Genomic DNA, 19,875 nt, shown 5'->3' on the forward strand with positions numbered 1-19,875 from the left:
ATCGGGCTGCCGTGGGCATCAGCGGGAGCCATCCCGGGTCATCTGAAGCATTTTTACAGCAACGCAGCGATGCTAAAGCTGCCCTCGAGGCGTGAGCGTGAATATGCGAGGGAAGTGAGAGAAAAAAGGTCAAAATATCCCTTAAAAAACAATGCCGGTCACCTTAAGTGACCGGCATTACCCTGACGGGGCTGTTAATCATTACATCTCAAATTTCATGCCTCTCACCACAATTTCATCAAATTGCAGATGATGCATAAATTCGCGCAAAATCAGCAGCGTGGCGGCGAAATCATTGCCGTCGGGGATACCTTCGAAATGCGCCGGGCGGCCATTAATGACCAGCGCCAGCCGGTCGAAAGTGCGTTCCACCGCGTCGAGCGACAACGTCATCACTTCATTTTCCGCCTCACCGGCAATGCGGGCCAGCGCACGGATATCGTTGTCCGTGCTGAACAGTTTAGCGCCCGGCGGAATGTCGTGCCGGATGCGCATCACTTCGTCCTCGACCACCATAATGGCAGTTTCCATTTCATCCGGCGTCGGCGGTGAATGATGAAAATAGCCGACAGAGGTGAGTTGTGAGCCCAGTGTCAGGAGCAAACTTTTATCGTCGTTATCATCATTACGGACGATAACTTGCGTTTCTTCGCTGCCGATATGCAGCAATACAGCAGGTGTGGTCATCGGCGTCTCCAGTCGTTAACGTTGTGACGTCATGCTTTCAGAGCAGAAAAACTATCATGTCAGATGCGGATCGCGCCGCGCAAACTCTTTCACCATCCAGTCGATAAACACCCGTACGCGCGGTGAAAGCTGGCGGTTACGCGGGTAAAGCAGGGAAACCGGCAGTGAACCGGCCGGGAAATCCGCCAGGATTTGTACCAGACTTCCCTGCGCCAGATCCTCCAGCAGGCCGTAATGCGGCACCTGAATAATCCCCATCCCGCGCCGTGCCGCTTCTTTCATGCTTTCCGCGCCGCTGACCGATAAACTGGTCGGCAGCAGGATTTCACGGTTTTTGCCCTGCACCTGAAAAATCAGCGGCAACAGCCCGCCGGTTGCGCTGGAACGAAAACCAATCATCCGGTGACCGGCGAGATCGTCTGGCGTTTCCGGTATGCCAAAACGTTGCAGATAGTCCGGGCTGGCGCAGGTAATTTCCGGCAGCGTACCGAGCGGGCGCGCCACCATATCGCTGTCTTTCAGTTCACCGGCGCGGATCACGCAATCAATGCCTTCCCGCACCAGATCCACCAGCCGGTCGCCTTCGCTCATGTAAAACTCAATGTCGGGATACTGCGCCAGAAAATCCGCCAGGCCGGGCAGCAGAAAATGCCGCGCCATCGAACCGTGTACATCCACCCGCAATAACCCCTTCGGCTGCGCACCGGCAAACGCCATTTCAGCATCTTCCACATCTGCCAGAATACGCAGACAGCGCTGGTAATAGGCTTCGCCATCCAGCGTCGCGCTGACGTGTCGGGTGGTACGCTGCAGAAGCCGGATGTTCAGCCGCGACTCCAGTTGTTTAATGGCATCGGTCACCGTGGAACGTTTCAGATTCAGCGCTTGTGCAGCCTGCGTAAAACTGCGCAGCTCCACCACGCGGGTGAATAACTGCATGCTGTCGAGTTTATCCATGATAATTGTTCGCCTTTTCCGGATAGTGATAACGAATATCAGGTAATTATCCGGCAGCGTCAATCGGCTACGCTTTCCTCACTGACAACAGATCCGAATCACTGAAAAAAGGAAACGCATCATGACTTCATCCAAACAGAACGTCGCGCTGGTCACCGGCGCATCACGGGGTATTGGCGCCGCCATCGCAGAGCGTCTGGCGCACGACGGTTTTACCGTGATTGTGAACTACTCACGCGGTGCGGCAGAAGCCGACGCGGTGGTCAGAAAAATTGAACAGGCAGGCGGAAAAGCTATCAGCGCGCAGGCGGATGTCAGCGACGCGGCGGCGGTCGGCCGGATGTTTGCCAGCGCGGAACAGGCGTTTGGCGGCGTGGATGTGCTGGTGAATAATGCGGGTATTATGACGCTTTCCGCCATTGCCGAAACCGACGATGCAGCATTCGACCGCCTTATCGATATCAACCTGAAAGGCACTTTCAACACGCTGCGTGAAGCGGCGAAACATCTGCACGACGGCGGACGTATCATCAATTTCTCATCAACTGTGGTCGGGTTATATCAGCCGACTTATGGCGTGTATGCCGCGACCAAAGCGGCTGTCGAGGCGCTGAGCCGCGTGCTCACCAAGGAAATGCGCGGCCGTCAGATAACCGTCAATACCGTCGCGCCCGGCCCGACAGCAACGGATTTATTCCTCAACGGTAAATCGGATCAACTGGTGGAAACCATCGCCAAAACCTCGCCGCTCGAGCGCCTCGGTCAGCCGGAAGATATCGCCTCCGTCGTCGCCTTCCTCGCCGGTCCCGACGGTGCGTGGGTCAACGGCCAGACGCTGAAGGCGAATGGCGGGATTATTTAATCCTTCCGTTTAACGCAGGAAAATAAAAAGCCGGAATGCAGCTCGCAAAAACCCGTATCAGGAATACTGTTACGGGTTTTTGGTTGTATACTCTTTGTAGATACAACGGTGGAGAAATGAACATGCGCACTCAGGCCACATTACAGAAATGGGGTAACAGCATCGCGTTACGGCTGTCCGGAAATTTGAAGTCAATTCCACAATTCGAGGAAGGTGATGTCGTTGATATCGAGATTTCTGAAGACGGGCTGCAAATTCGTAAAGCCGATAAGCAGAAGGTCACTGAGGCCAGCTTGTTATCGGGGCTGAGCGCGTATAATGCTCACGCTGATGAATTGGCAGAACCGACTGACAGGGAGCTTGATTATTAATGTATTTACCAAAGCGCGGGGATATTTGCTGGCTGGATTTTGAGCCCACCAAAGGAAAGGAAATAGGCAAATATCGACCGGCGCTGATCCTGTCTCATGAAACGTATAATCAGGTTACCGGGCTGGTGATTTGTATGCCGGTGAGCAGCAGCATCCGGGGCGCGCCGACCGAAGTGCCGGTCAACAATCTGAGCGCACCTTGTGTGGTTGCCACCACGTTGATCCATACAATGGACTGGCGGCACCGTCAGGCAAAGTTTATCGCTGTTGCGGAAAGTGGCGTCTTTAACGACGTGCTTGCCCGAATCATTCCGCTGATTGGTGGTGAGAACTTGTTGGCCTGAAGTTTACCTTCAGACCTTTTCTCACGCGTATTGCGCTTCTCCGTTGCCGAAGGACCAGTTTTCTTTCGGCACTTCCACCAGGCTGATGAACACATCTTCCAGACGTAACCCGACTTTTTCATGCAGCCCGTAAGCGACGGCGTGATAGAACGCCTTTTTCATTTCCAGTGTACGGCCGGTGTTGAGCGTTACCTGAATCACAATGCAGTTCGGGCTGCGCTGGATATTCAGATAATCAGGGGAAATCATCATTTCTGCCGGAGAGTGTTCGGAGATGACAATAAACTTGTCATTTTCCGGCGCATTAAGAGCTGAGCGCAGCGCGTCATAGATCACATCGCCGACGGTTTTGCGGTAGGTTTCGGGTTTTCCTTCGACCATATCAATACGTACAAAAGGCATTTTATTCTCCTCATTATTTTCTGTAGGGCGCGCATCTCTTAGGATGCGGCCTTTCAGGTATGCAACACGAGGAGGAGAGTTGTCGAGTGTTTTTTTGTACCCGCCGGTAAGCCGCCCTACGCCGCAGCGGCTTTGCGCCTGAACATCTCCAGCCAGGCCGGACGGCAGAACATCACCAGATTACCGAGCAGGATCAGCGCCAGCCCGATAACCGCATTGGCATGCCATTGATAATTTTCATAAAATGTGGAAACCGTCAGTGCGACCAGCGGGAACAGCAGCGTACTGTAGGCCGCCTGACTGGCACCGATGCGGCCGACCAGCGTGAAGTAAATGCCGAAAGCCAGTACCGAACCAAACACGGAAAGATAGACCAGCGAGCCGAGATATTGCGGCGTCAGGTCGATGGCGAAGGAAGCGCCCTGCATCAGGCTCAGCGCGCCCATGACGGCTGTACCGTAAAACATCGCGTAGGTATTGGTGGAAAGCACATCCAGCCCGTGACGCTGATGGCGTGAGCTGATCATGTTGCCGAGTGAGAAACCGTAAGTGCCGAGCAGGCTGAGGCCGATGCCTTTGAGCAATTCCGGTGCGATATGCGCGGCGCTGAGGTCATGCCAGAAAAGCGTGATAATACCTGCCAGCCCGAGAACCGACGCAGGGATCACTGCCGGAGCCAGTTTCTGACGGAAAAACAGCATGCCGTTGAACGCGTTGAACAGCACGGCCATCGAGAAAATCACCGATTCCAGCCCGCTGGTGATGTAGGCTGCGGCGTGATAGAAGCAGTAAAAATTGAAGCAAAAAACGCAGCAACCCTGAATCAGGCAGAAAAGGTGATCTTTCAGCGCCAGACGACGCAACCTGCGCGTCGCCAGCAATGCCACCAGCATGATCACCGCAGCCAGCAGGAAACGATAGAAAACCGACACCGTGACCGGCACGTCGCCCTGTTGCAGATAAATCGCAAACCAGGTGGTACCCCAGATCAGGATCACCAAAATATAAAGCAGTGCGTTCATAGAATTCTCTCACTCAGACAGTAATGACTGAGGACATTCTGCGGTAACGGCAGACCGCTGGCTTTCAACGTTTTGCGCTGAGTTGCATATTCTTGCGCATTTTTTCAGTCACCCGCACAGCAAGATCTGGCACCGGGGCGGGGGAAAACCGTAAAATGAGCGTCATCTTTCCTCCACACGGGTACGCCATGACTAAGGTCTATCAGGCTTTCGAAACGCTGCGTCAGCACAAAGCGGTTCTGCATGACAGTGTGGAACTGGGTTCCGGTATTCAGCTGGCGGCGTGGTCGAACAAAAATGACATCGTGAATCAGGAAAGCGCTGATCACCATACGCTGAGCCTGTACGTTGCCGACGGCTACGAGTGTTATCACAAAACCCGCAGCGGCTGGCGTAACGGCGGCGGGCCGGATCGTTTTTGTCTGATGCCGAAAGGCAGTATGTCGAGCTGGGATGTGCGCGACGATTTGTCGTTTGTGCATCTGTATTGCTCCGACGAACACCTGCGACATCTGGTGGAACAAACCTGGGATCGCAGCCCGGCGGCGATTGAGCTGGAAGAACGCACATTCGGAGAAGATCCGCAAATTACGCTGTTGTATCGCCACTTTTTGCTCAGCAGCCAGTGGCAGGAAAACAGCAATCAACTGATGCTCAGCAGCGCCGCCAATCTGCTGATGGCGCATCTGGTGAAACATTACACCCATCTGCAATGGGCGCTGCCAACGGTACGCGGCGGGCTGGCACCGCATATGCTCAACCGCGTAAAAGATTATATTCACACGCATCTCGGGCAGCCTTTATTACTGCCGGAACTTGCCGCGCTGGCAGAACTCAGCGAATTCCACTTCGCCCGCATGTTTAAACAAAGCATGGGGCTGGCACCGCATCAGTACGTGATGAATGCCCGGCTGATCCGCGCGGAAAACTTGCTGAAAACCAGTCAGATGGACATCACGTCCATTGCGCTGGAATGCGGATTCAGCTCCGCCAGCCATTTCAGTAACCGTTTCAAATCCGTGCGTGGCATAACGCCGACGGCACTGCGCGGCGGCATTATCGTCTGATTTTTATTTCCCGCTAAAACCTCTCTTCCGGTCAGCACAATTGTGGTGCTAAGTTAATGGTAATTCACCTTATTCAGGAAAAACCATGCAGACCAGTGCTCCCGTTATCGAAACCGAACGTCTGATTTTACGTGGCCATCATGTTGATGATTTTGAAGATATTGCCGCGCAATGGGCCGATCCGGCGGTTGTGAAATACATCGGTGGCACGCCTTCGGGTCGCGAAGCCAGCTGGAGTCGTCTGCTGCGGTATCCGGGCCACTGGCAGATGCTCGGTTTCGGTTACTGGATTGTGTTCGAAAAAACGGCGGGTGCAGAAGGCGCGTTTGTTGGCGAAATTGGTCTGGCGGATTATCAGCGCGATATCACACCCTCGCTCAAAGGCATGGCGGAAATGGGCTGGGTCGTTTCTCCGGCGTTTCACGGCAAAGGCTACGCCTTTGAAGCCGCGCAGGCAGTGCTGAAATGGGCCGGTACACACGTCGATCGTCAGCTATGCTGCATTATTGCGCCGGAGCATCAGGCCTCAGTTCGTCTGGCGGAAAAATGTGGTTTCGTGGCAAAAACGGATACCACTTATCACGGCTCAGCCACGCGGATCTTTATTCGTCCGTCGTGACCGGCTATTCGTGTACCACGTTAACAGGGGAAATCATGCTAAAGATTTTGGGTAAATCACCGTCGATCAATGTGCGTAAAGTGTTGTGGACCTGTCAGGAACTGGGGCTGGATTTCGAACAGGAACAATTCGGTTCGGGTTTTCAGTCTGTCCAGACTGCGGAATTTAAAGCACTGAACCCGAATGCGATGGTGCCGGTAGTGCTCGATGGCGAATTTGTACTGTGGGAATCCAACGTGATTTGCCGCTATCTGGCGGCGCGGGAAGGGCGCGAAGATTTGCTGTCATCTGACCCGAAACGTCGTGCGCTGACCGAACAGTGGATGGACTGGCAATCCGGTGAACTGAATAATTCCTGGCGCTATGCGTTTCCGGCGCTGGCTCGCAACAGTCCGCAGCATCAGGATCCGGCGCTGATTGATGCCGGTGTCAGCGAATGGAACCGTCATATGCAGATGCTGGAAGAACAACTTCAGCGCAGCGGCGATTACGTGCTGGGGGATAATTTTACGCTGGCGGATATTCCGCTCGGGCTGGCAGTGAACCGCTGGTCGATGACACCCATGTCCCGTCCGGCGTTACCGGCAGTGACGGCGTATTATGACCGCCTGAATCAGCGCGAAGGTTTCAGGCTGTATGGCCGAAACGGCCTTGTCTAATCCCCGTCATCCTTCACGCTGCTCCCTGCAGATTGGTCACTCACCCCGGTCACTTACTTATGTAAGCTCCCGGGGATTCATTCAGTTGCCGCCTTGAAGCAACTGAATGATTTAGGGGAGTGTTTAATATTTAACAGACACCGGGTTTATTTAAAATCAACCTGCATCAGTTCGCTGATAGATTGTCCGCGGGTTGAGGAAACACATTTATCAATATAACTGTTAAAGGCAGCAGGTTTTGGAATGCCCATATCTAATAAACGAGAATTATCAAACTTCACGTTTAACTGAGCAAAACCGCCATAAAGTTTAATGGCACGTAAAATAATTTTATCATTACACGGGCCGAGCACATCTTTAAATTGTTTGCGGATGCCGGTAAATTCCTGATAACTGGTTTGTTCATATTCACTGATAATGCGTGAAGTATTATTGGCTTTTGCCACCGAGGTATCTATTTCATGGAATGGCGTACACATCTCTTCGCCGGAAGAAATATGATAAAAATTATGGCTGAGGTCTTTGGCGAGACACAGTTTTACCAGCACCATCGCGCAATAGTCCACCGGAATAACATCCACCTGATCGTCGAGCGTACAGGTGAATTTCTTCAGTTTAATCGCCATCATGAACACCCAAAAGATGCTGCTTGAAGGCTGGCAGCCATGCTGCGTGTGACCGACGATAATCGACGGTCGTGCAACCACGAACGGCAGCGACGGGCATTCGGCGCGGACAAGATTCTCAATCGCCCGCTTGGAAGCCGTATACTGCACCAGATCTTCGTTCTGCTCGTTGTCCGGCATGCCTTCGTAGAAGACGCTGTCTTTATCCGGCATTGATGCCATCGCCGTGCCAACATGCACAAATCGCTGCAAACCTTTTACCTGCACCATACGTTTGGCGAAGGCCAGTGAACCTTCGACATTCACACGCCACATGGCCGGATTATGACCAAACGAGGCGATGGCGGCGCAGTTAATAACGTGCGTGACATTATCTAAACGCGCGTCATGAATAAAACTTTCCGGATCGGCCAGATCGCCGGTCAATATTGATTGCTCAGTTAGCGGAGAAAGCTGAGTATCATGTAATTCAAACTTCTTCAAATTATCGATAATTCTGGCGAGTCCCGTCGCATTATCGTCAGCCCTGACTAAGAGTAATAATGCATTATTGGTGGTGAGTTGCTGGCGAAGAAAATATTCAACGACAGCTCCGCCAACAAAACCAGTGGCACCGGTTATTAAAATAGTATTCATATCAGAAGACCTGCAACGGGAAATTACCGGCACAGTATCACCTCTATTCTAAACGGAACGTATACCGTTTTTTGCCTTGAATAAACGAAGCGTAAACAGCACGAAAAGCTTAAGTTAAAGAAAAAGTTCCGAAGACATAAAAATTTATTAACTGGCATGCTTTATTTACAGTAAGAAATAATTAGCGGACATAAATTAATTATTTAAGTTAAATTTAATCAGGGTGCCATAAAACCCCGGCGGGCGTTGACGGTGAAAAGCAGCGGTAAAAAGTGATAACGTATGTGCATAAAGTATCCACTCCATCGCCACTACGTTAAACTGTACCCTTGAGAACAGTAAGCGATAAGGATCAGAAAGGATGACGCGAACGGCGTGTCTGGTGTGTAATGCAGGGAATATTGCGCAGGTCATTCCCTCATGCGCTGAAATAAGGTACAAGGCTGCATGAAAATCCCAAATAGAATCCAACCTCTGGTGGATGACGGCCTGATTGATGATGTGGTCCGTCGACTGAAAAGTGGCAAAGAAGCCGATGTTTACACCGTTTTATGCGGTGAAGAGATCCGCTGCGCCAAAGTGTATAAAGAAGCGACACAACGTAGCTTCAAGCAGGCCGTGCAGTATCAGGAAGGCCGTAAAGTCCGTAACACCCGCAACGCGCGTGCGATGCAAAAGGGGTCAAAGTTCGGGCGTAAACAGCAGGAAGAATCCTGGCAGACCGCCGAAGTGGATGCGCTGTTCCGTCTGGCGAATGCCGGTGTGCGCGTGCCGCAGCCTTACATTTGTCTGGACGGCGTGCTGCTGATGGAGCTTATCACCGACGCTGACGGCGTAGTCGCGCCGCGTCTGAGTGACGTCATCCTGACTGAAGAAGAAGCGGTAGCCGATTTCGACACCATGATCCGCAATATCGTACGCATGCTGTGCGCCGGTATCGTTCACGGTGACTTGTCAGAGTTTAACGTGTTGATGGACGCTGAAGGGCCGGTGATTATCGACCTGCCGCAGGCCGTGGACGCCGCTGCCAATAACCACGCTGAATCGATGTTCGAGCGCGATGTGAATAACATGACCGAGTACTACGGGCAGTTTGCACCGCAGTTGCTGGAAACGCGCTTTGCCAAAGAAATCTGGGCATTGTACGAAGACGGCAAACTGACACCGGAAACTATTCTGACCGGATTGTTCACCGAAGATACGCACAAAGCCGATGTGGATTCGCTGCTCGATGAAATCACTGCCGCTGAAGATGAGTATTACGATCGTCAGCGGGCAATGAAAGAAAGAGACCTCGATCACTAAGGTCGCGTTGTACCTGTTTGTATTTTTTCTATTCCGGCATCACCGCATGTCTCCCGCAAAAACCGGCGTTCTGCAAAATATGCTGGCCGGTTTCTGAAAGAATAAATTCTGCCAGCGGTTTCCCTTTCTCCGTGCAGGTCGCGAGCGCGTATCTGGCCCGCACGTTGTAATCCGCCGGAATGTTGTAGACTTCCAGCGCATCATTTTCCCGCAACAGCGCGGCATAACTGGTGTAGCCGATAAAAACATCGGCCTGACCGCTGCAAATCAGCCATTCTGCCGCCAGTTTGCCTGCCGGAATTTTGGCCGATTTCTCACCGCCCACCAGACGCAGCGCCTTGTTGCGTAAAATAGCCCCGGCATCGGGATGTCGCCTTTCGATCTGCTCAAACATTTGCCAGGTGTAATCACCGGAAGGATCGCTTTGCGGTGTCGATGTCGCCAGCCGAAAACGGGGATCAAGTAATACGCTCAGCCAGTTGAGTTTATCCAGTTCCGGCCCTTTTCGGGCGGTGACACACAGGCTGTTGCCGCAAAATGCTTCCACGTCCAGCGCCTTACCGTGCTGCTGCAACGTCAGCGGATGCGCGGTATTGGCCGAGGCAAACAGATCGACCTTTTCCCCTTGTTCGATACGTTCGCGCAACAGCCCGGCGGGGCCGAATTCCACGTCGACTTTGCTGTCGGTTTCTTCCGTAAAGGCATCGCACAGCGGCGCCCATGCGCGGCGTAAACTCCCTGCCGCCAGCACTTTAATCGTATTTGTCATCAGGTCTCCTTGTCACATTGCCTCAACGTAAAGCGCCGGAGACGAGGCTATTTCCCCGCGCGCGCCGCGTCTGCCGCGGGTTTAAAATCCGTCCGGTAGAAGCGCTGGTACCAGGCATCAGCCTGTTTTTGCATATCGATGTCAGCGAATTTTTGCGGGTAGAGTTTTTTCGCCATCCACAGTTCGCCGATCGCCATCGCTTCAGGCATCGGATAGCCCCAGGCTTTGGCGTATTCCGGCATCAGATAAACGCGGTGATTTTTGACCGCATCAATACCCTGCCATTTCGGATCACCGGTGATCTGCCCGACCACTTCCGGATACCGGTCCTGCACGAAGATCACCTGCGGGTTCCAGGCGATCACCTGTTCCAGCGCGACCTGCTTAAACCCTTTCACTGTGGCTGCCGCAACGTTCATCGCACCGGCATGCGCCATCATCAGGCCGGTATATTTGCCGGAACCGTAAGTGGTCAGATCGGGATTTGCCATATACGTGCGGATCCGCTGATTGGCCGGAATATCTTTCAGCCGCTCGCCAGTTAACTGACGCTGAGAAAAAGTATAGTCGATCAACGCCTGTGCCTGTTTCTGGTGATTGACCACATCGCCAATCAGCGCGATGCCTTTCTTCAGCCCTTCGGTGTACGCCTCATCTTCATCCGGCAGCACCGGGTTCATCATATGTTCTTCGCCTTTCGGATCATCCCGCAATGAAACCGCCACGACGGCGATCCCGGCCTGGCTGATCTGGTCGATCATTTCCTGTGGTGCATAGTTGGTGACGAACACCACTTGCGGATGAAGCGCCACCACGCTTTCCAGGTTCACGCTGGTCAGGTCGCCGACCACCGGCGTTTTCGCCAGCTCCGGCGCAAGACGCACATAACCGCTGCCCAGCTGTCGCTGCCAGTTGTTCAGCACGCCGACAATATCTTTGGTGGCATCCAGCTGAACCAGCAGATTAAGGGTCTGATGTTGCAAAACGACGACGCGATCCACCTGATCGGGAATAGTGACCTGACGGCCAAGCTGATCGGTTATCTGGCGTGTGGCAAAAGCGCAAGGGGAAGCCAGGCTCAGGGCAAGCCCGAGCAAGGCAACGGCAGGCAAAAATCGGGATGAAAATAGACGCATGGAAAAATCCTCTGGTTTCGTTATGCAAAGGATTATATAGCGTTGATGCGGAACTGAATATGACGCGTGACAAATGGCCGGTTATTTACGCCCGTCGAGCAACATACGCATAGCCAGCCCGCCCAGCACTGCACCCATAAACCAGCGCTGGATGACCATCCACAATGGTCGCCCGGCCAGAAAGACGGCAATGTAACCGGCTGAAAGGGCAATGAGCGCGTTGACCGTCGCACTGATCAGAATTTGCGAGCTGCCCAGAATCAGCGACTGCGTCAGCACATGCCCTTGTTCAGGCACGATAAACTGCGGTAACAGCGTCAGATATAACACCGCCGCTTTCGGGTTCAGCAGATTAGTGACCAGCCCCATGGTGAACAGTTTTTTATTGCTGTCGCGGGGTAAATCCCTGACCTGAAACGGCGAGCGTCCGCCGGGTTTCACCGCCTGCCACGCCATATACAGCAAATACGCAGCGCCGCCGATGCGCAGGGCGTCATAAGCGAAGGGCACCGCCATCAGCAGCGCGGTAATGCCGAGCGCAGCAAACAACATGTAAAACAGGAAGCCCAGCACTACGCCGCCGAGGGAAATCAGTCCGGCTTTCGGCCCCTGACAGAGTGAGCGTGAAATCAGGTAAATCATGTTCGGGCCGGGCGTTAATACCAGCCCGAGACAAATCAGCAGAAAGGGCAACCAATGGGCGGCATCGGGCATGGAAATCTCCGGCAAAATTCAGAAAGTTGAAGCACACAGATATAGAGTGTTTTACGCTATTTTAGCAAGTGGCAGGTTGTCATTTTTTATTCATCGATTCCGATGCATTCTATGAAGACAGCTTTTGTTCCTTCCGACTGAAAACTCAGGATTTATCATGACCAACACTATGATGTCCCCGCGTCTGGCGGTTGCCAGTCAGATTGCGGCGCAGGCCGCCAGACTGGCGCTGGACTTTTTTCACCGCCGGGACGCTATCGAAATCAGCAGTAAGCGTACGCAGGATTTCGTTTCAGAAGCCGATCTGGCGGTTGAGCAGTTTATCCGCACCCGGCTGGCAGAGCATTTTCCGCAGGATGCGGTGATCGGCGAAGAGATGGGCGGCATTCTGACCGACGCGCCGTGCTGGGTGATTGATCCTATCGACGGCACCTCGAATTTCCTGCGCGGTTCGCCGCTGTGGGGCGTGTCGCTCGGGCTGGTGGAAAATAAACAGCCGGTGATCGGCATTGTGGCACTGCCGGTTTTAAACGACCTGTTTTCAGCAGAATCCGGAAAGGGGATTTTCCTCAACGACAAACCCTTCCGTCGCGATGATCGTTTTGAAGATGTACAGATTGTGTCGCTGGGCGACAGTGCGGACGACAAGCTGGACGAAGCCTCGGCCTTTTATCAGGGGATCCGCGCGGCTGACTGGTCAGTACATTGTTATCGCTGTACCACGGTCGGCATGGTGTTTGCGGCAAAAGGCATTATCGACGGCCATCTGCAACGGCGCACCACGCTGTGGGATATCGCTGGCGGCACGGTGTTGTGTCAGGAAGCCGGGCTGGAAACGGTGGTGAAATTTGCGAAGACAGCGGACGGCAGCGACAATTTCCGACACATGTCGGTGGCGGCCGGTACGGCGAATCTGTTGTCGGCAGTCACTCCGTTATGGCCCGCTTTTGAACCGAAGTGAGCCAAAGTGAGTCGCGCTGAGTGCTCTCTCTTTATGAGAGAGCAAATCTTTGCAACGCGTGGCAGATCATGTTTTTAAGGCGGGCCGGTAACATGAAAAATTCGTCCGGTAACCCTAAAATTACATTACGAAAGACAGCGCTTAACAAAATGAAATATAGTTTCATTTTCCCTAAAGTTCCCTTCATTCCGGCCGTTATGAGTGTTTCCTGTCACTGACTTTCCGATGTGCCCAGATGAAAAAGATCACCAACCTTTCCATACTTGCCCGTTTGCTGGGTGCATTCGCACTCGTCCTGAGCTTGCTGTTGATTCTGGCGGCGATGTCAGCCTGGCTGCTCAACAGCAGTAATCAGCAGATTGAAAACTACCGTGCCTACCGGCTTCCCGGCGTGCAGTATCCGCTGGTGATGCGCGGCACGCTGGCGGAATTACGCCTGCAACAGGTGCAATATATCGCCTCGCCAGAGGGGGCGCCGCGCGACGGCCACCGGGTCGAAATCCTTCAGGCGGTTGCCACCTTTAAAGACGCGGAAAATGCGTATCTGAAGCTGGACAGCGGCGGCAGTCAGTCAGATCTGTTTAAGCAAATCGTCGCTAATTTTGAGCAGTTTTCGCTGGCGAATAATGATGTAATTGCGGCGGTTGAACGCAACGACATTGCGCAGGCCACGAAAATCAGTGGCGATAACTCACGGAAATATCGCACACAGTTAATGGCGGATCTGGCGACGCTGGTAAAAAACGAGCTGACCAACAGTGAGCAGGCGGCAGCGGATGCGCGCAGCAGCTATCACACGGCCAGCGCGATGTTTTTAGTGCTGGTCGGCGTGGCGTTTATTCTTTCACTGACGATGGCACTGCTGCTGGCGCACCATCTGGTGAAACAACTGGGCGGTGAACCGGCTTATGCCGCCTCTATTATGCGTGAAATCGCCGCCGGTAATCTGGCGGCAAAAATCACGCTGAAACCGGGTGATGACGGCAGTTTGCTGGCTTCGCTGAACGGCATGAACCAGCAACTGAATAAAACCATTCATCAGATTATGGAAGGCAGTGAATCCATCAATCATGCCGCCAGTGAAATTGAACAGGGCAATGTGGATTTATCACAGCGCACCGAAGAACAGGCGGCCTCGCTGGTGCAGACCAGTTCCAATATGCAAAACCTGACCGCGACCGTCAGCCAGAACGCTGAGAACGCCCGGCAGGCCAGCCAGCTGGCGCTGGAAACCTCGAAAACGGCGTCTCAGGGCGGCGTGATTGTTACGGGGATGCAGGCACATATGCGTGATGTTTCCGGCAGTTCGAATGAAATTATCAATATCATCAGCGTGATTGAAGGCATTGCCTTCCAGACCAACCTGCTGGCGCTGAACGCCGCCGTGGAAGCGGCGCGTGCCGGTACGCAGGGTAAAGGGTTTGCGGTGGTGGCGAGTGAGGTGCGGGTGCTGGCGCAAAAAAGCGGGCAGGCGGCGAAAGAAATTAAAGATCTGATTCAGGGCACCGTCAGCAAAATTGCCGAAGGGTCATTGCAGGCTGATCGCGCCAGTAAAGCCATGAATGAGATTGTCAGCTCGGTGAATAAGGTGGCTGAAATTGTCAGAGAAATCTCGACAGCAAGTTCTGAGCAGCACACCGGTATTCACGAAGTGGGGATTGCCGTTGACCAGATGGACAGGGTGACGCAGCAGAACGCCGCGCTGGTGGAACAGGCAGCGGCAGCGGCGCAATCCCTGACGGAACAAAGTGTTGAGCTACGCAACGCCGTGCGATTTTTCCGCACGGCGACAGCCTGAGCCGGGGGCCTCAGGTTTTATCTGTGAGGGTTATCTGCGACTCCCAGTCCGTATCGGGGTGTTGGGCAATCTGCTGTGGCGTCATCGGACGCCCCAGAAGATAACCCTGTAAGGTGTCGCAGCCCAGTTGCGTCAGAAATTCCTGCTGTTGGATCGTTTCAACGCCTTCGGCCACCACTTTCAGGTTCAGCGTCTGGCCGAGGGCAATGATCGCAGAAACGATACTGGCGTCTTCGCTACCGGCAATCAGGTCATTAATAAATGCACCGTCGATTTTCAGCTCACTGGCCGGCAGACGTTTCAGATAGAGCAGGCTGGAATAGCCAGTACCGAAATCATCAATGGAGGCTTTTACGCCGTACTGTGTCAGGCGCTCCAGAATTTCCACGCTGGCATCCGGGTTACGCATCGCGGTGGTTTCTGTCACTTCCAGCGTCAGCATTTCAGGCGGGATCTGATGGCGTTCAATGGTTTCAATCACCATTTCGACCAGATTCGCCTGCTCAAATTGCAGCGTGGAAAGATTCACCGCCACTGTCCATTGTGTATGGCCGGCCAGATGCCATTCCCGCAACTGGCGACAGGCTTCATTGAGCACCCATTCGCCAATCGGGATAATCAGTCCGGTTTTTTCCGCCAGCGGCAAAAACACATCCGGGCTGAGGAGGTTACCGTCGCGCTCCCAGCGCAGCAGCGCTTCGAAGCCACTCACCGGCCCGTAAGGCGCAATAAATTTCGGCTGATAGTGCAAACGCAGCTCATGGTGTGCAACCGCCAGACGCAAATCATTGAGCATTTGCAACTGGTTCTGGGCGTTGGCATTCATCGACGGCTGGAAGAAACTGTGGCCGTTACGGCCGGAATTTTTGGTGTGATACATCGCGGCGTCAGCATTGAGCATCAGCTCGCGTTCATTCTCGCCATCGCCCGGATACACCGCGATCCCCACGCTGGCAGAGACCAGCAGTTCGTAGCGGGAAACGTAAAACGGACGCGCAATCAGATGCACCAGTTTATCGGCCAGTTGCGAGGCATCGGTGGGTTCGGTGATCTCAACCAGCAGTACAAACTCATCGCCGCCGAGCCGCGCCAGCGTATCTGTCGCCCTCAGCTGCGATTGCAGGCGTTCGGTGACTGAAATTAACAGCTGATCGCCGATGTGGTGGCCGAAGGCATCGTTAACGGCTTTGAATCCGTCGAGATCGAAAAACAGCACCGCAAACTGTGATTCGCCACGTGACGCTTTCTGAAACGCCTGACTCAGGCGGTCTTCCAGCAACAGACGATTTGGCAAATGGGTCAGATTGTCGTGCAGCGCCAGTTGGGTCAGCTCGCGGTTCGCCTGTGCCAGCGAAGATGCCAGAATCGAGGTGCGTGCCTGCATCCGGCCATCAAGAATAGAAATGATCAGGGTGATCGCCAGAATCGCCAGCGTGACCACAATCACCAGCAGTGCCAGCCAGTTATTGTCTACGCCGCTGAACGCCGCCATACTGTGGCTGTCCATCGGGAATTGTGCCGCAGCCATGCCGATGTAATGCATACCGACAATGGCAGCGCCCATTACCACCGCAGCGCTGATGCGCAGCAGACGGACATTGGGTGACTGATGACGCAGATTGAACGCCATCCACAGCGCCGCGCCGGAGGCGACAATCGCCACTCCCACGGATAACGCGACCCAACGGTAATCGTAGACAATGGGCGGCATCATCTGCATCGCCGCCATACCCGTGTAATGCATCGCGGCAATACCGCCGCCCATCAGCAAGGCACCGGCAAGTAACCGCCCGGTGGGTAACTCCTCAAGGCATACCAGCCACAGCGCAAAAGCTGAGGAAATGATGGCAATCAGCATAGAAAGCAGGGTAATTAAAGGGTCGTAACCCATTGGCATCGAAGCATTAAAGGCCAGCATGCCGATAAAATGCATCGACCAGATGCCGATACCCATTGCAATGGCGCCACCTGTTAACCAAAGTCGGGAAGCCTTTCCCTCTGTGGTGGCAACCCGGCCTGCCATATCAAGCGCGGTATAAGAGGCAAGCATTGCAACAATGAACGAAAACATCACAAGCACATTGTTGTAATTACTGGAAAACATGTGAGGCTCCACCAACAGAGAGTCGAAAGCGACGGGTTAATTTGTTATCCGGCGATAATGGCATTAAGCCTTATTAAAGGCGAACGAAGTTGCGATAATTTTTTTGGCATAATTAAGATTAATCCGTAAGTGATTTTAATCAAATAAAAAGATTTTTGATAAATTAACCCTGAAGAAATTCAGGGTTAATAAAGCGAATCTGATACGCGCTTTGAAAGTGTTGTCTATAGTTAACAAATAATTAATTGAAAAAGGACAGAAGACTTTTATGCTAACTGTGCATCATTTGGATAATTCCCGTTCACAGCGAATCTTATGGATGCTCGAAGAATTGGGCGTCCCTTACGAAATCAAATGTTATCAGCGGGATAAAGGAACCATGCTGGCGCCGCCATCGCTGAAAAAAGTCCATCCTCTGGGCAAGTCGCCGGTGCTGGAAGACAACGGGCTGATCCTTGCGGAATCTGGCGCCATCATTGAATACCTGCAGGAAGTGTACGATGAGGCGGGCACGCTGAAACCCACGGCGTTTGCTGAGCATCAGCAGTATCGTTACTGGATGCACTACGCTGAAGGTTCTCTGATGCCTTTGCTGGTGATGAAGCTGATTTTTAGCCGTCTGGGTAAACCGCCGATGCCGTGGCTCATCCGTCCGATTGCCGGCGCCATAGGACAGGGCGTGCAGAAGAATTATCTGGATAAGCAGATTTATACGCATATGGATTATCTGGAACAGCATCTGAGTACACATCCTTATTTCGCCGGTCAACAGTTCAGCGCGGCAGATATTCAGATGAGTTTCCCGATAGAGGCGATCAATGCCCGCGCCGGACTGGGAAAATATCCTCTGCTGAAGGCCTGGTTATCGAATGTCACCGCGCGTCCGGCATATCAGAAAGTGCTGGAAAACGGCGGTTCGTTTAATATTTTGCGTTAATTTCTTATCCATTTTTATATTTTCAGGCGTTCATTGCGGGCGGAGTTTTACGTAATAAACGTCTTATAAAAGATAAACCACAATAAATACCCTGTTATTTATTTCCCTTCTTTCCCCTCCTTGTTTGTCTCTTTTTCTGCCACCGGATAAATTTCCACCACAACCGCGTTTTTATTGACCAGACAACGGTAAATTGTTGTCATTCACGGTTGATGTACGGCGGTTAAAGGCAGGATAATCGTTTGCGTAATTTTTTGTCCTGCCACACGCGATGCGAGTTAAACGTTTGCCTTGCCGTTCTGACGCCGTTTTCGGCGATTTCAGGCGACAAATAAGGAAGTGAACGTGCAGAAACGGTTTCATAATGACCACGCCGGCTAATCAGTAAAGACATTCAGAGGATTTTCCATGTCGAGTCAACAACCTCAAGCTGGCCGCGCAGTTGCGCCAAAAGGCCCGCTTGATGCTTTTTTCAAAATCAGTGCGCGTGGCAGTAACGTCCGCCAGGAAGTTATCGCTGGCTTAACCACCTTTCTGGCGATGGTCTATTCGGTGATTGTCGTGCCCTCGATGCTCGGCAAAGCGGGCTTCTCGCCAACCGCAGTGTTTGTCGCGACCTGTCTGGTCGCCGGTTTCGGCTCCCTGCTGATGGGGCTGTGGGCGAATTTGCCGCTGGCGATTGGTTGCGCCATTTCTCTGACTGCTTTTACCGCATTTAGTCTGGTTCTCGGCCAGCACATCAGTGTACCGGTGGCGCTCGGCGCGGTATTTCTGATGGGCGTGTTGTTCACCATTATCTCGGTGACCGGCATCCGTTCGTGGATTTTGCGCAATCTGCCAACCGGCGTTGCGCACGGTACCGGTATTGGTATCGGCCTGTTCCTGTTACTGATCGCCGCCAATGGCGTCGGTCTGGTGGTGAAAAACCCGCTGGACGGCTTACCGGTGGCACTCGGCGCATTTACCTCATTCCCGGTCGTGATGACGTTGCTTGGTCTGGCGGTGATTTTTGGCCTGGAGAAACTGCGCGTTCCGGGCGGCATCTTGCTGGTGATTATCGCGATTTCCATTATCGGCCTGATCTTCGATCCAACAGTGAAATATCAGGGTTTATTCGCCATGCCTTCTCTGGCGGGGGCTGACGGTAAATCGGTGATTTTCGATCTCGATATTCTGGGTGCACTGAAAGCTGCGGTATTGCCCAGCGTGCTGGCACTGGTGATGACAGCGGTGTTTGATGCCACCGGCACCATCCGCGCTGTCGCCGGACAGGCAAACTTACTGGATGAAAACGGCCAGATCATCAGCGGCGGTAAAGCCCTGACGGCTGACTCCGTGAGCAGTATTTTCGCCTCCCTGGTTGGCGCATCTCCGGCAGCGGTTTATATCGAATCGGCAGCCGGTACGGCGGCGGGCGGCAAAACCGGTCTGACGGCTACCGTCGTCGGTGTGCTGTTCCTGCTGATGCTGTTCCTCTCTCCGCTGTCTTATCTGGTACCGGCTTACGCCACCGCACCCGCGCTGATGTACGTGGGTTTGCTGATGCTCAGCAATGTCACCAAACTGGATTTCAATGATTTCGTGGATGCGATGTCAGGGTTACTGTGCGCAGTATTTATCGTTCTGACCTGTAACATCGTCACCGGTATTATGCTCGGTTTCAGCGCACTGGTGATTGGACGCATCTTCTCCGGCGAATGGCGAAAACTGAACATCGGCACGGTGATTATCGCCGTAGCGTTAGTGGTGTTTTATGCGGGCGGATGGGCGATTTGATCTGTTTGCTCCCTCCCCTGCGAAGGGGAGGGTTGGGGTGGGGTATTAATGAAGAATGAGTATGTTGAAGTGTGCTTTGGCATGATTTTTGTAATTATAACTCCATCCCGTACTCACCCTTCG

At 53.2% G+C, this 19,875-nt stretch carries 20 protein-coding genes and 1 pseudogene; 12 read left to right on the forward strand and 9 right to left on the reverse strand.

The genetic code is table 11. The annotated features are described in order from the left end of the window. Positions 1 to 171 (forward strand): annotated as a pseudogene (locus tag HGO41_RS24670) (IS4 family transposase); the annotation flags it as partial. A gap of 30 nt (positions 172 to 201) precedes the next feature. Here the strand turns inward: HGO41_RS24670 and HGO41_RS24675 are convergent. Together HGO41_RS24675 and HGO41_RS24680 are read right to left on the reverse strand one after the other, a co-directional pair. Then, the gene (locus tag HGO41_RS24675) at positions 202 to 687 is read right to left on the reverse strand and encodes a hypothetical protein (RefSeq protein WP_013577333.1); all 486 of its coding nucleotides are present in this window, start codon (positions 685 to 687) and stop codon (positions 202 to 204) included. 54 nt (positions 688 to 741) lie between these two features. After that, positions 742 to 1,644 carry a LysR family transcriptional regulator gene (locus tag HGO41_RS24680; protein WP_013577332.1) on the reverse strand — a complete coding sequence of 301 codons (903 nt, stop codon included), beginning with the start codon at positions 1,642 to 1,644 and terminating at the stop codon, positions 742 to 744. Between the two features lie 121 nt (positions 1,645 to 1,765). Between HGO41_RS24680 and HGO41_RS24685 the strand changes: the two genes are divergently transcribed. From HGO41_RS24685 to HGO41_RS24695, 3 genes are all read left to right on the forward strand, one after another. Beyond that, positions 1,766 to 2,506 carry an SDR family oxidoreductase gene (locus HGO41_RS24685; protein WP_013577331.1) on the forward strand — a complete coding sequence of 247 codons (741 nt, stop codon included), beginning with the start codon at positions 1,766 to 1,768 and terminating at the stop codon, positions 2,504 to 2,506. A gap of 116 nt (positions 2,507 to 2,622) precedes the next feature. Beyond that, positions 2,623 to 2,877: an AbrB/MazE/SpoVT family DNA-binding domain-containing protein gene (locus HGO41_RS24690; RefSeq protein ID WP_223510138.1), complete on the forward strand. Its 255-nt coding sequence runs from the start codon at positions 2,623 to 2,625 to the stop codon at positions 2,875 to 2,877. Then, positions 2,877 to 3,221 carry a type II toxin-antitoxin system PemK/MazF family toxin gene (locus HGO41_RS24695; RefSeq protein ID WP_013577329.1) on the forward strand — a complete coding sequence of 115 codons (345 nt, stop codon included), beginning with the start codon at positions 2,877 to 2,879 and terminating at the stop codon, positions 3,219 to 3,221. The genes HGO41_RS24690 and HGO41_RS24695 overlap by 1 nt, the downstream gene beginning before the upstream one ends. Before the next feature lie 21 nt (positions 3,222 to 3,242). Here HGO41_RS24695 and HGO41_RS24700 read toward each other — a convergent pair whose 3' ends face one another. Continuing rightward, positions 3,243 to 3,623, reverse strand: a complete 381-nt coding sequence (locus HGO41_RS24700; protein ID WP_013577328.1) for a tautomerase family protein — start codon at positions 3,621 to 3,623, stop codon at positions 3,243 to 3,245. A gap of 116 nt (positions 3,624 to 3,739) precedes the next feature. Continuing rightward, the gene (locus HGO41_RS24705; protein ID WP_121019656.1) at positions 3,740 to 4,645 is read right to left on the reverse strand and encodes a DMT family transporter; all 906 of its coding nucleotides are present in this window, start codon (positions 4,643 to 4,645) and stop codon (positions 3,740 to 3,742) included. 188 nt (positions 4,646 to 4,833) lie between these two features. On the opposite strand from HGO41_RS24705, the gene HGO41_RS24710 reads away from it, so the two are divergent. From HGO41_RS24710 to HGO41_RS24720, 3 genes are all read left to right on the forward strand, one after another. After that, positions 4,834 to 5,712, forward strand: a complete 879-nt coding sequence (locus tag HGO41_RS24710) for an AraC family transcriptional regulator (RefSeq protein WP_162906083.1) — start codon at positions 4,834 to 4,836, stop codon at positions 5,710 to 5,712. 85 nt (positions 5,713 to 5,797) lie between these two features. After that, the gene (locus tag HGO41_RS24715) at positions 5,798 to 6,331 is read left to right on the forward strand and encodes a GNAT family N-acetyltransferase (RefSeq protein ID WP_013577325.1); all 534 of its coding nucleotides are present in this window, start codon (positions 5,798 to 5,800) and stop codon (positions 6,329 to 6,331) included. 35 nt (positions 6,332 to 6,366) lie between these two features. Continuing rightward, positions 6,367 to 6,990, forward strand: coding sequence for a glutathione S-transferase family protein (locus tag HGO41_RS24720; RefSeq protein ID WP_013577324.1), 624 nt, complete (start codon positions 6,367 to 6,369; stop codon positions 6,988 to 6,990). Between the two features lie 146 nt (positions 6,991 to 7,136). Here HGO41_RS24720 and HGO41_RS24725 read toward each other — a convergent pair whose 3' ends face one another. Next, positions 7,137 to 8,252 (reverse strand): SDR family oxidoreductase, encoded by a 1,116-nt coding sequence (locus HGO41_RS24725; protein ID WP_013577323.1) that lies wholly within the window; start codon positions 8,250 to 8,252, stop codon positions 7,137 to 7,139. Positions 8,253 to 8,699: 447 nt separating this feature from the next. Between HGO41_RS24725 and HGO41_RS24730 the strand changes: the two genes are divergently transcribed. Next, positions 8,700 to 9,557, forward strand: a complete 858-nt coding sequence (locus HGO41_RS24730; protein WP_013577322.1) for a PA4780 family RIO1-like protein kinase — start codon at positions 8,700 to 8,702, stop codon at positions 9,555 to 9,557. Between the two features lie 28 nt (positions 9,558 to 9,585). Here HGO41_RS24730 and HGO41_RS24735 read toward each other — a convergent pair whose 3' ends face one another. The 3 genes from HGO41_RS24735 to HGO41_RS24745 all read right to left on the reverse strand — a co-directional run bounded on the left by HGO41_RS24735 (position 9,586) and on the right by HGO41_RS24745 (position 12,176). After that, positions 9,586 to 10,326 carry a molybdate ABC transporter substrate-binding protein gene (locus HGO41_RS24735; protein WP_013577321.1) on the reverse strand — a complete coding sequence of 247 codons (741 nt, stop codon included), beginning with the start codon at positions 10,324 to 10,326 and terminating at the stop codon, positions 9,586 to 9,588. A 47-nt stretch (positions 10,327 to 10,373) separates the two neighbouring features. Further along, entirely contained in the window at positions 10,374 to 11,462 is a 1,089-nt protein-coding gene (locus tag HGO41_RS24740; protein ID WP_037034992.1) for an ABC transporter substrate-binding protein, read from the reverse strand. A gap of 81 nt (positions 11,463 to 11,543) precedes the next feature. Next, the gene (locus HGO41_RS24745) at positions 11,544 to 12,176 is read right to left on the reverse strand and encodes a LysE family translocator (protein ID WP_013577319.1); all 633 of its coding nucleotides are present in this window, start codon (positions 12,174 to 12,176) and stop codon (positions 11,544 to 11,546) included. Positions 12,177 to 12,333: 157 nt separating this feature from the next. Between HGO41_RS24745 and HGO41_RS24750 the strand changes: the two genes are divergently transcribed. Then, positions 12,334 to 13,137 carry an inositol monophosphatase family protein gene (locus tag HGO41_RS24750; protein ID WP_153376115.1) on the forward strand — a complete coding sequence of 268 codons (804 nt, stop codon included), beginning with the start codon at positions 12,334 to 12,336 and terminating at the stop codon, positions 13,135 to 13,137. 235 nt (positions 13,138 to 13,372) lie between these two features. Then, on the forward strand, positions 13,373 to 14,935 hold the full coding sequence (locus HGO41_RS24755) for a methyl-accepting chemotaxis protein (protein ID WP_013577317.1): 1,563 nt from the start codon (positions 13,373 to 13,375) through the stop codon (positions 14,933 to 14,935). Positions 14,936 to 14,945: 10 nt separating this feature from the next. Here the strand turns inward: HGO41_RS24755 and HGO41_RS24760 are convergent, their stop codons facing one another. Beyond that, the gene (locus tag HGO41_RS24760; protein ID WP_013577316.1) at positions 14,946 to 17,039 is read right to left on the reverse strand and encodes a putative bifunctional diguanylate cyclase/phosphodiesterase; all 2,094 of its coding nucleotides are present in this window, start codon (positions 17,037 to 17,039) and stop codon (positions 14,946 to 14,948) included. Positions 17,040 to 17,307: 268 nt separating this feature from the next. Here HGO41_RS24760 and HGO41_RS24765 point away from each other — a divergent pair, with 268 nt between their 5' ends. Both HGO41_RS24765 and HGO41_RS24770 read left to right on the forward strand, forming a co-directional pair. Continuing rightward, complete coding sequence (locus tag HGO41_RS24765) at positions 17,308 to 17,976, forward strand: glutathione S-transferase family protein (protein ID WP_037034997.1); 669 nt, start codon at positions 17,308 to 17,310, stop codon at positions 17,974 to 17,976. A gap of 408 nt (positions 17,977 to 18,384) precedes the next feature. Continuing rightward, on the forward strand, positions 18,385 to 19,752 hold the full coding sequence (locus tag HGO41_RS24770) for an NCS2 family permease (RefSeq protein WP_013577314.1): 1,368 nt from the start codon (positions 18,385 to 18,387) through the stop codon (positions 19,750 to 19,752). Positions 19,753 to 19,875 lie beyond the last annotated feature (123 nt).

It is taken from the genome of Rahnella sp. CG8 (assembly GCF_023701875.1).
Classification (GTDB): Bacteria; Pseudomonadota; Gammaproteobacteria; order Enterobacterales; family Enterobacteriaceae; genus Rahnella; species Rahnella aceris.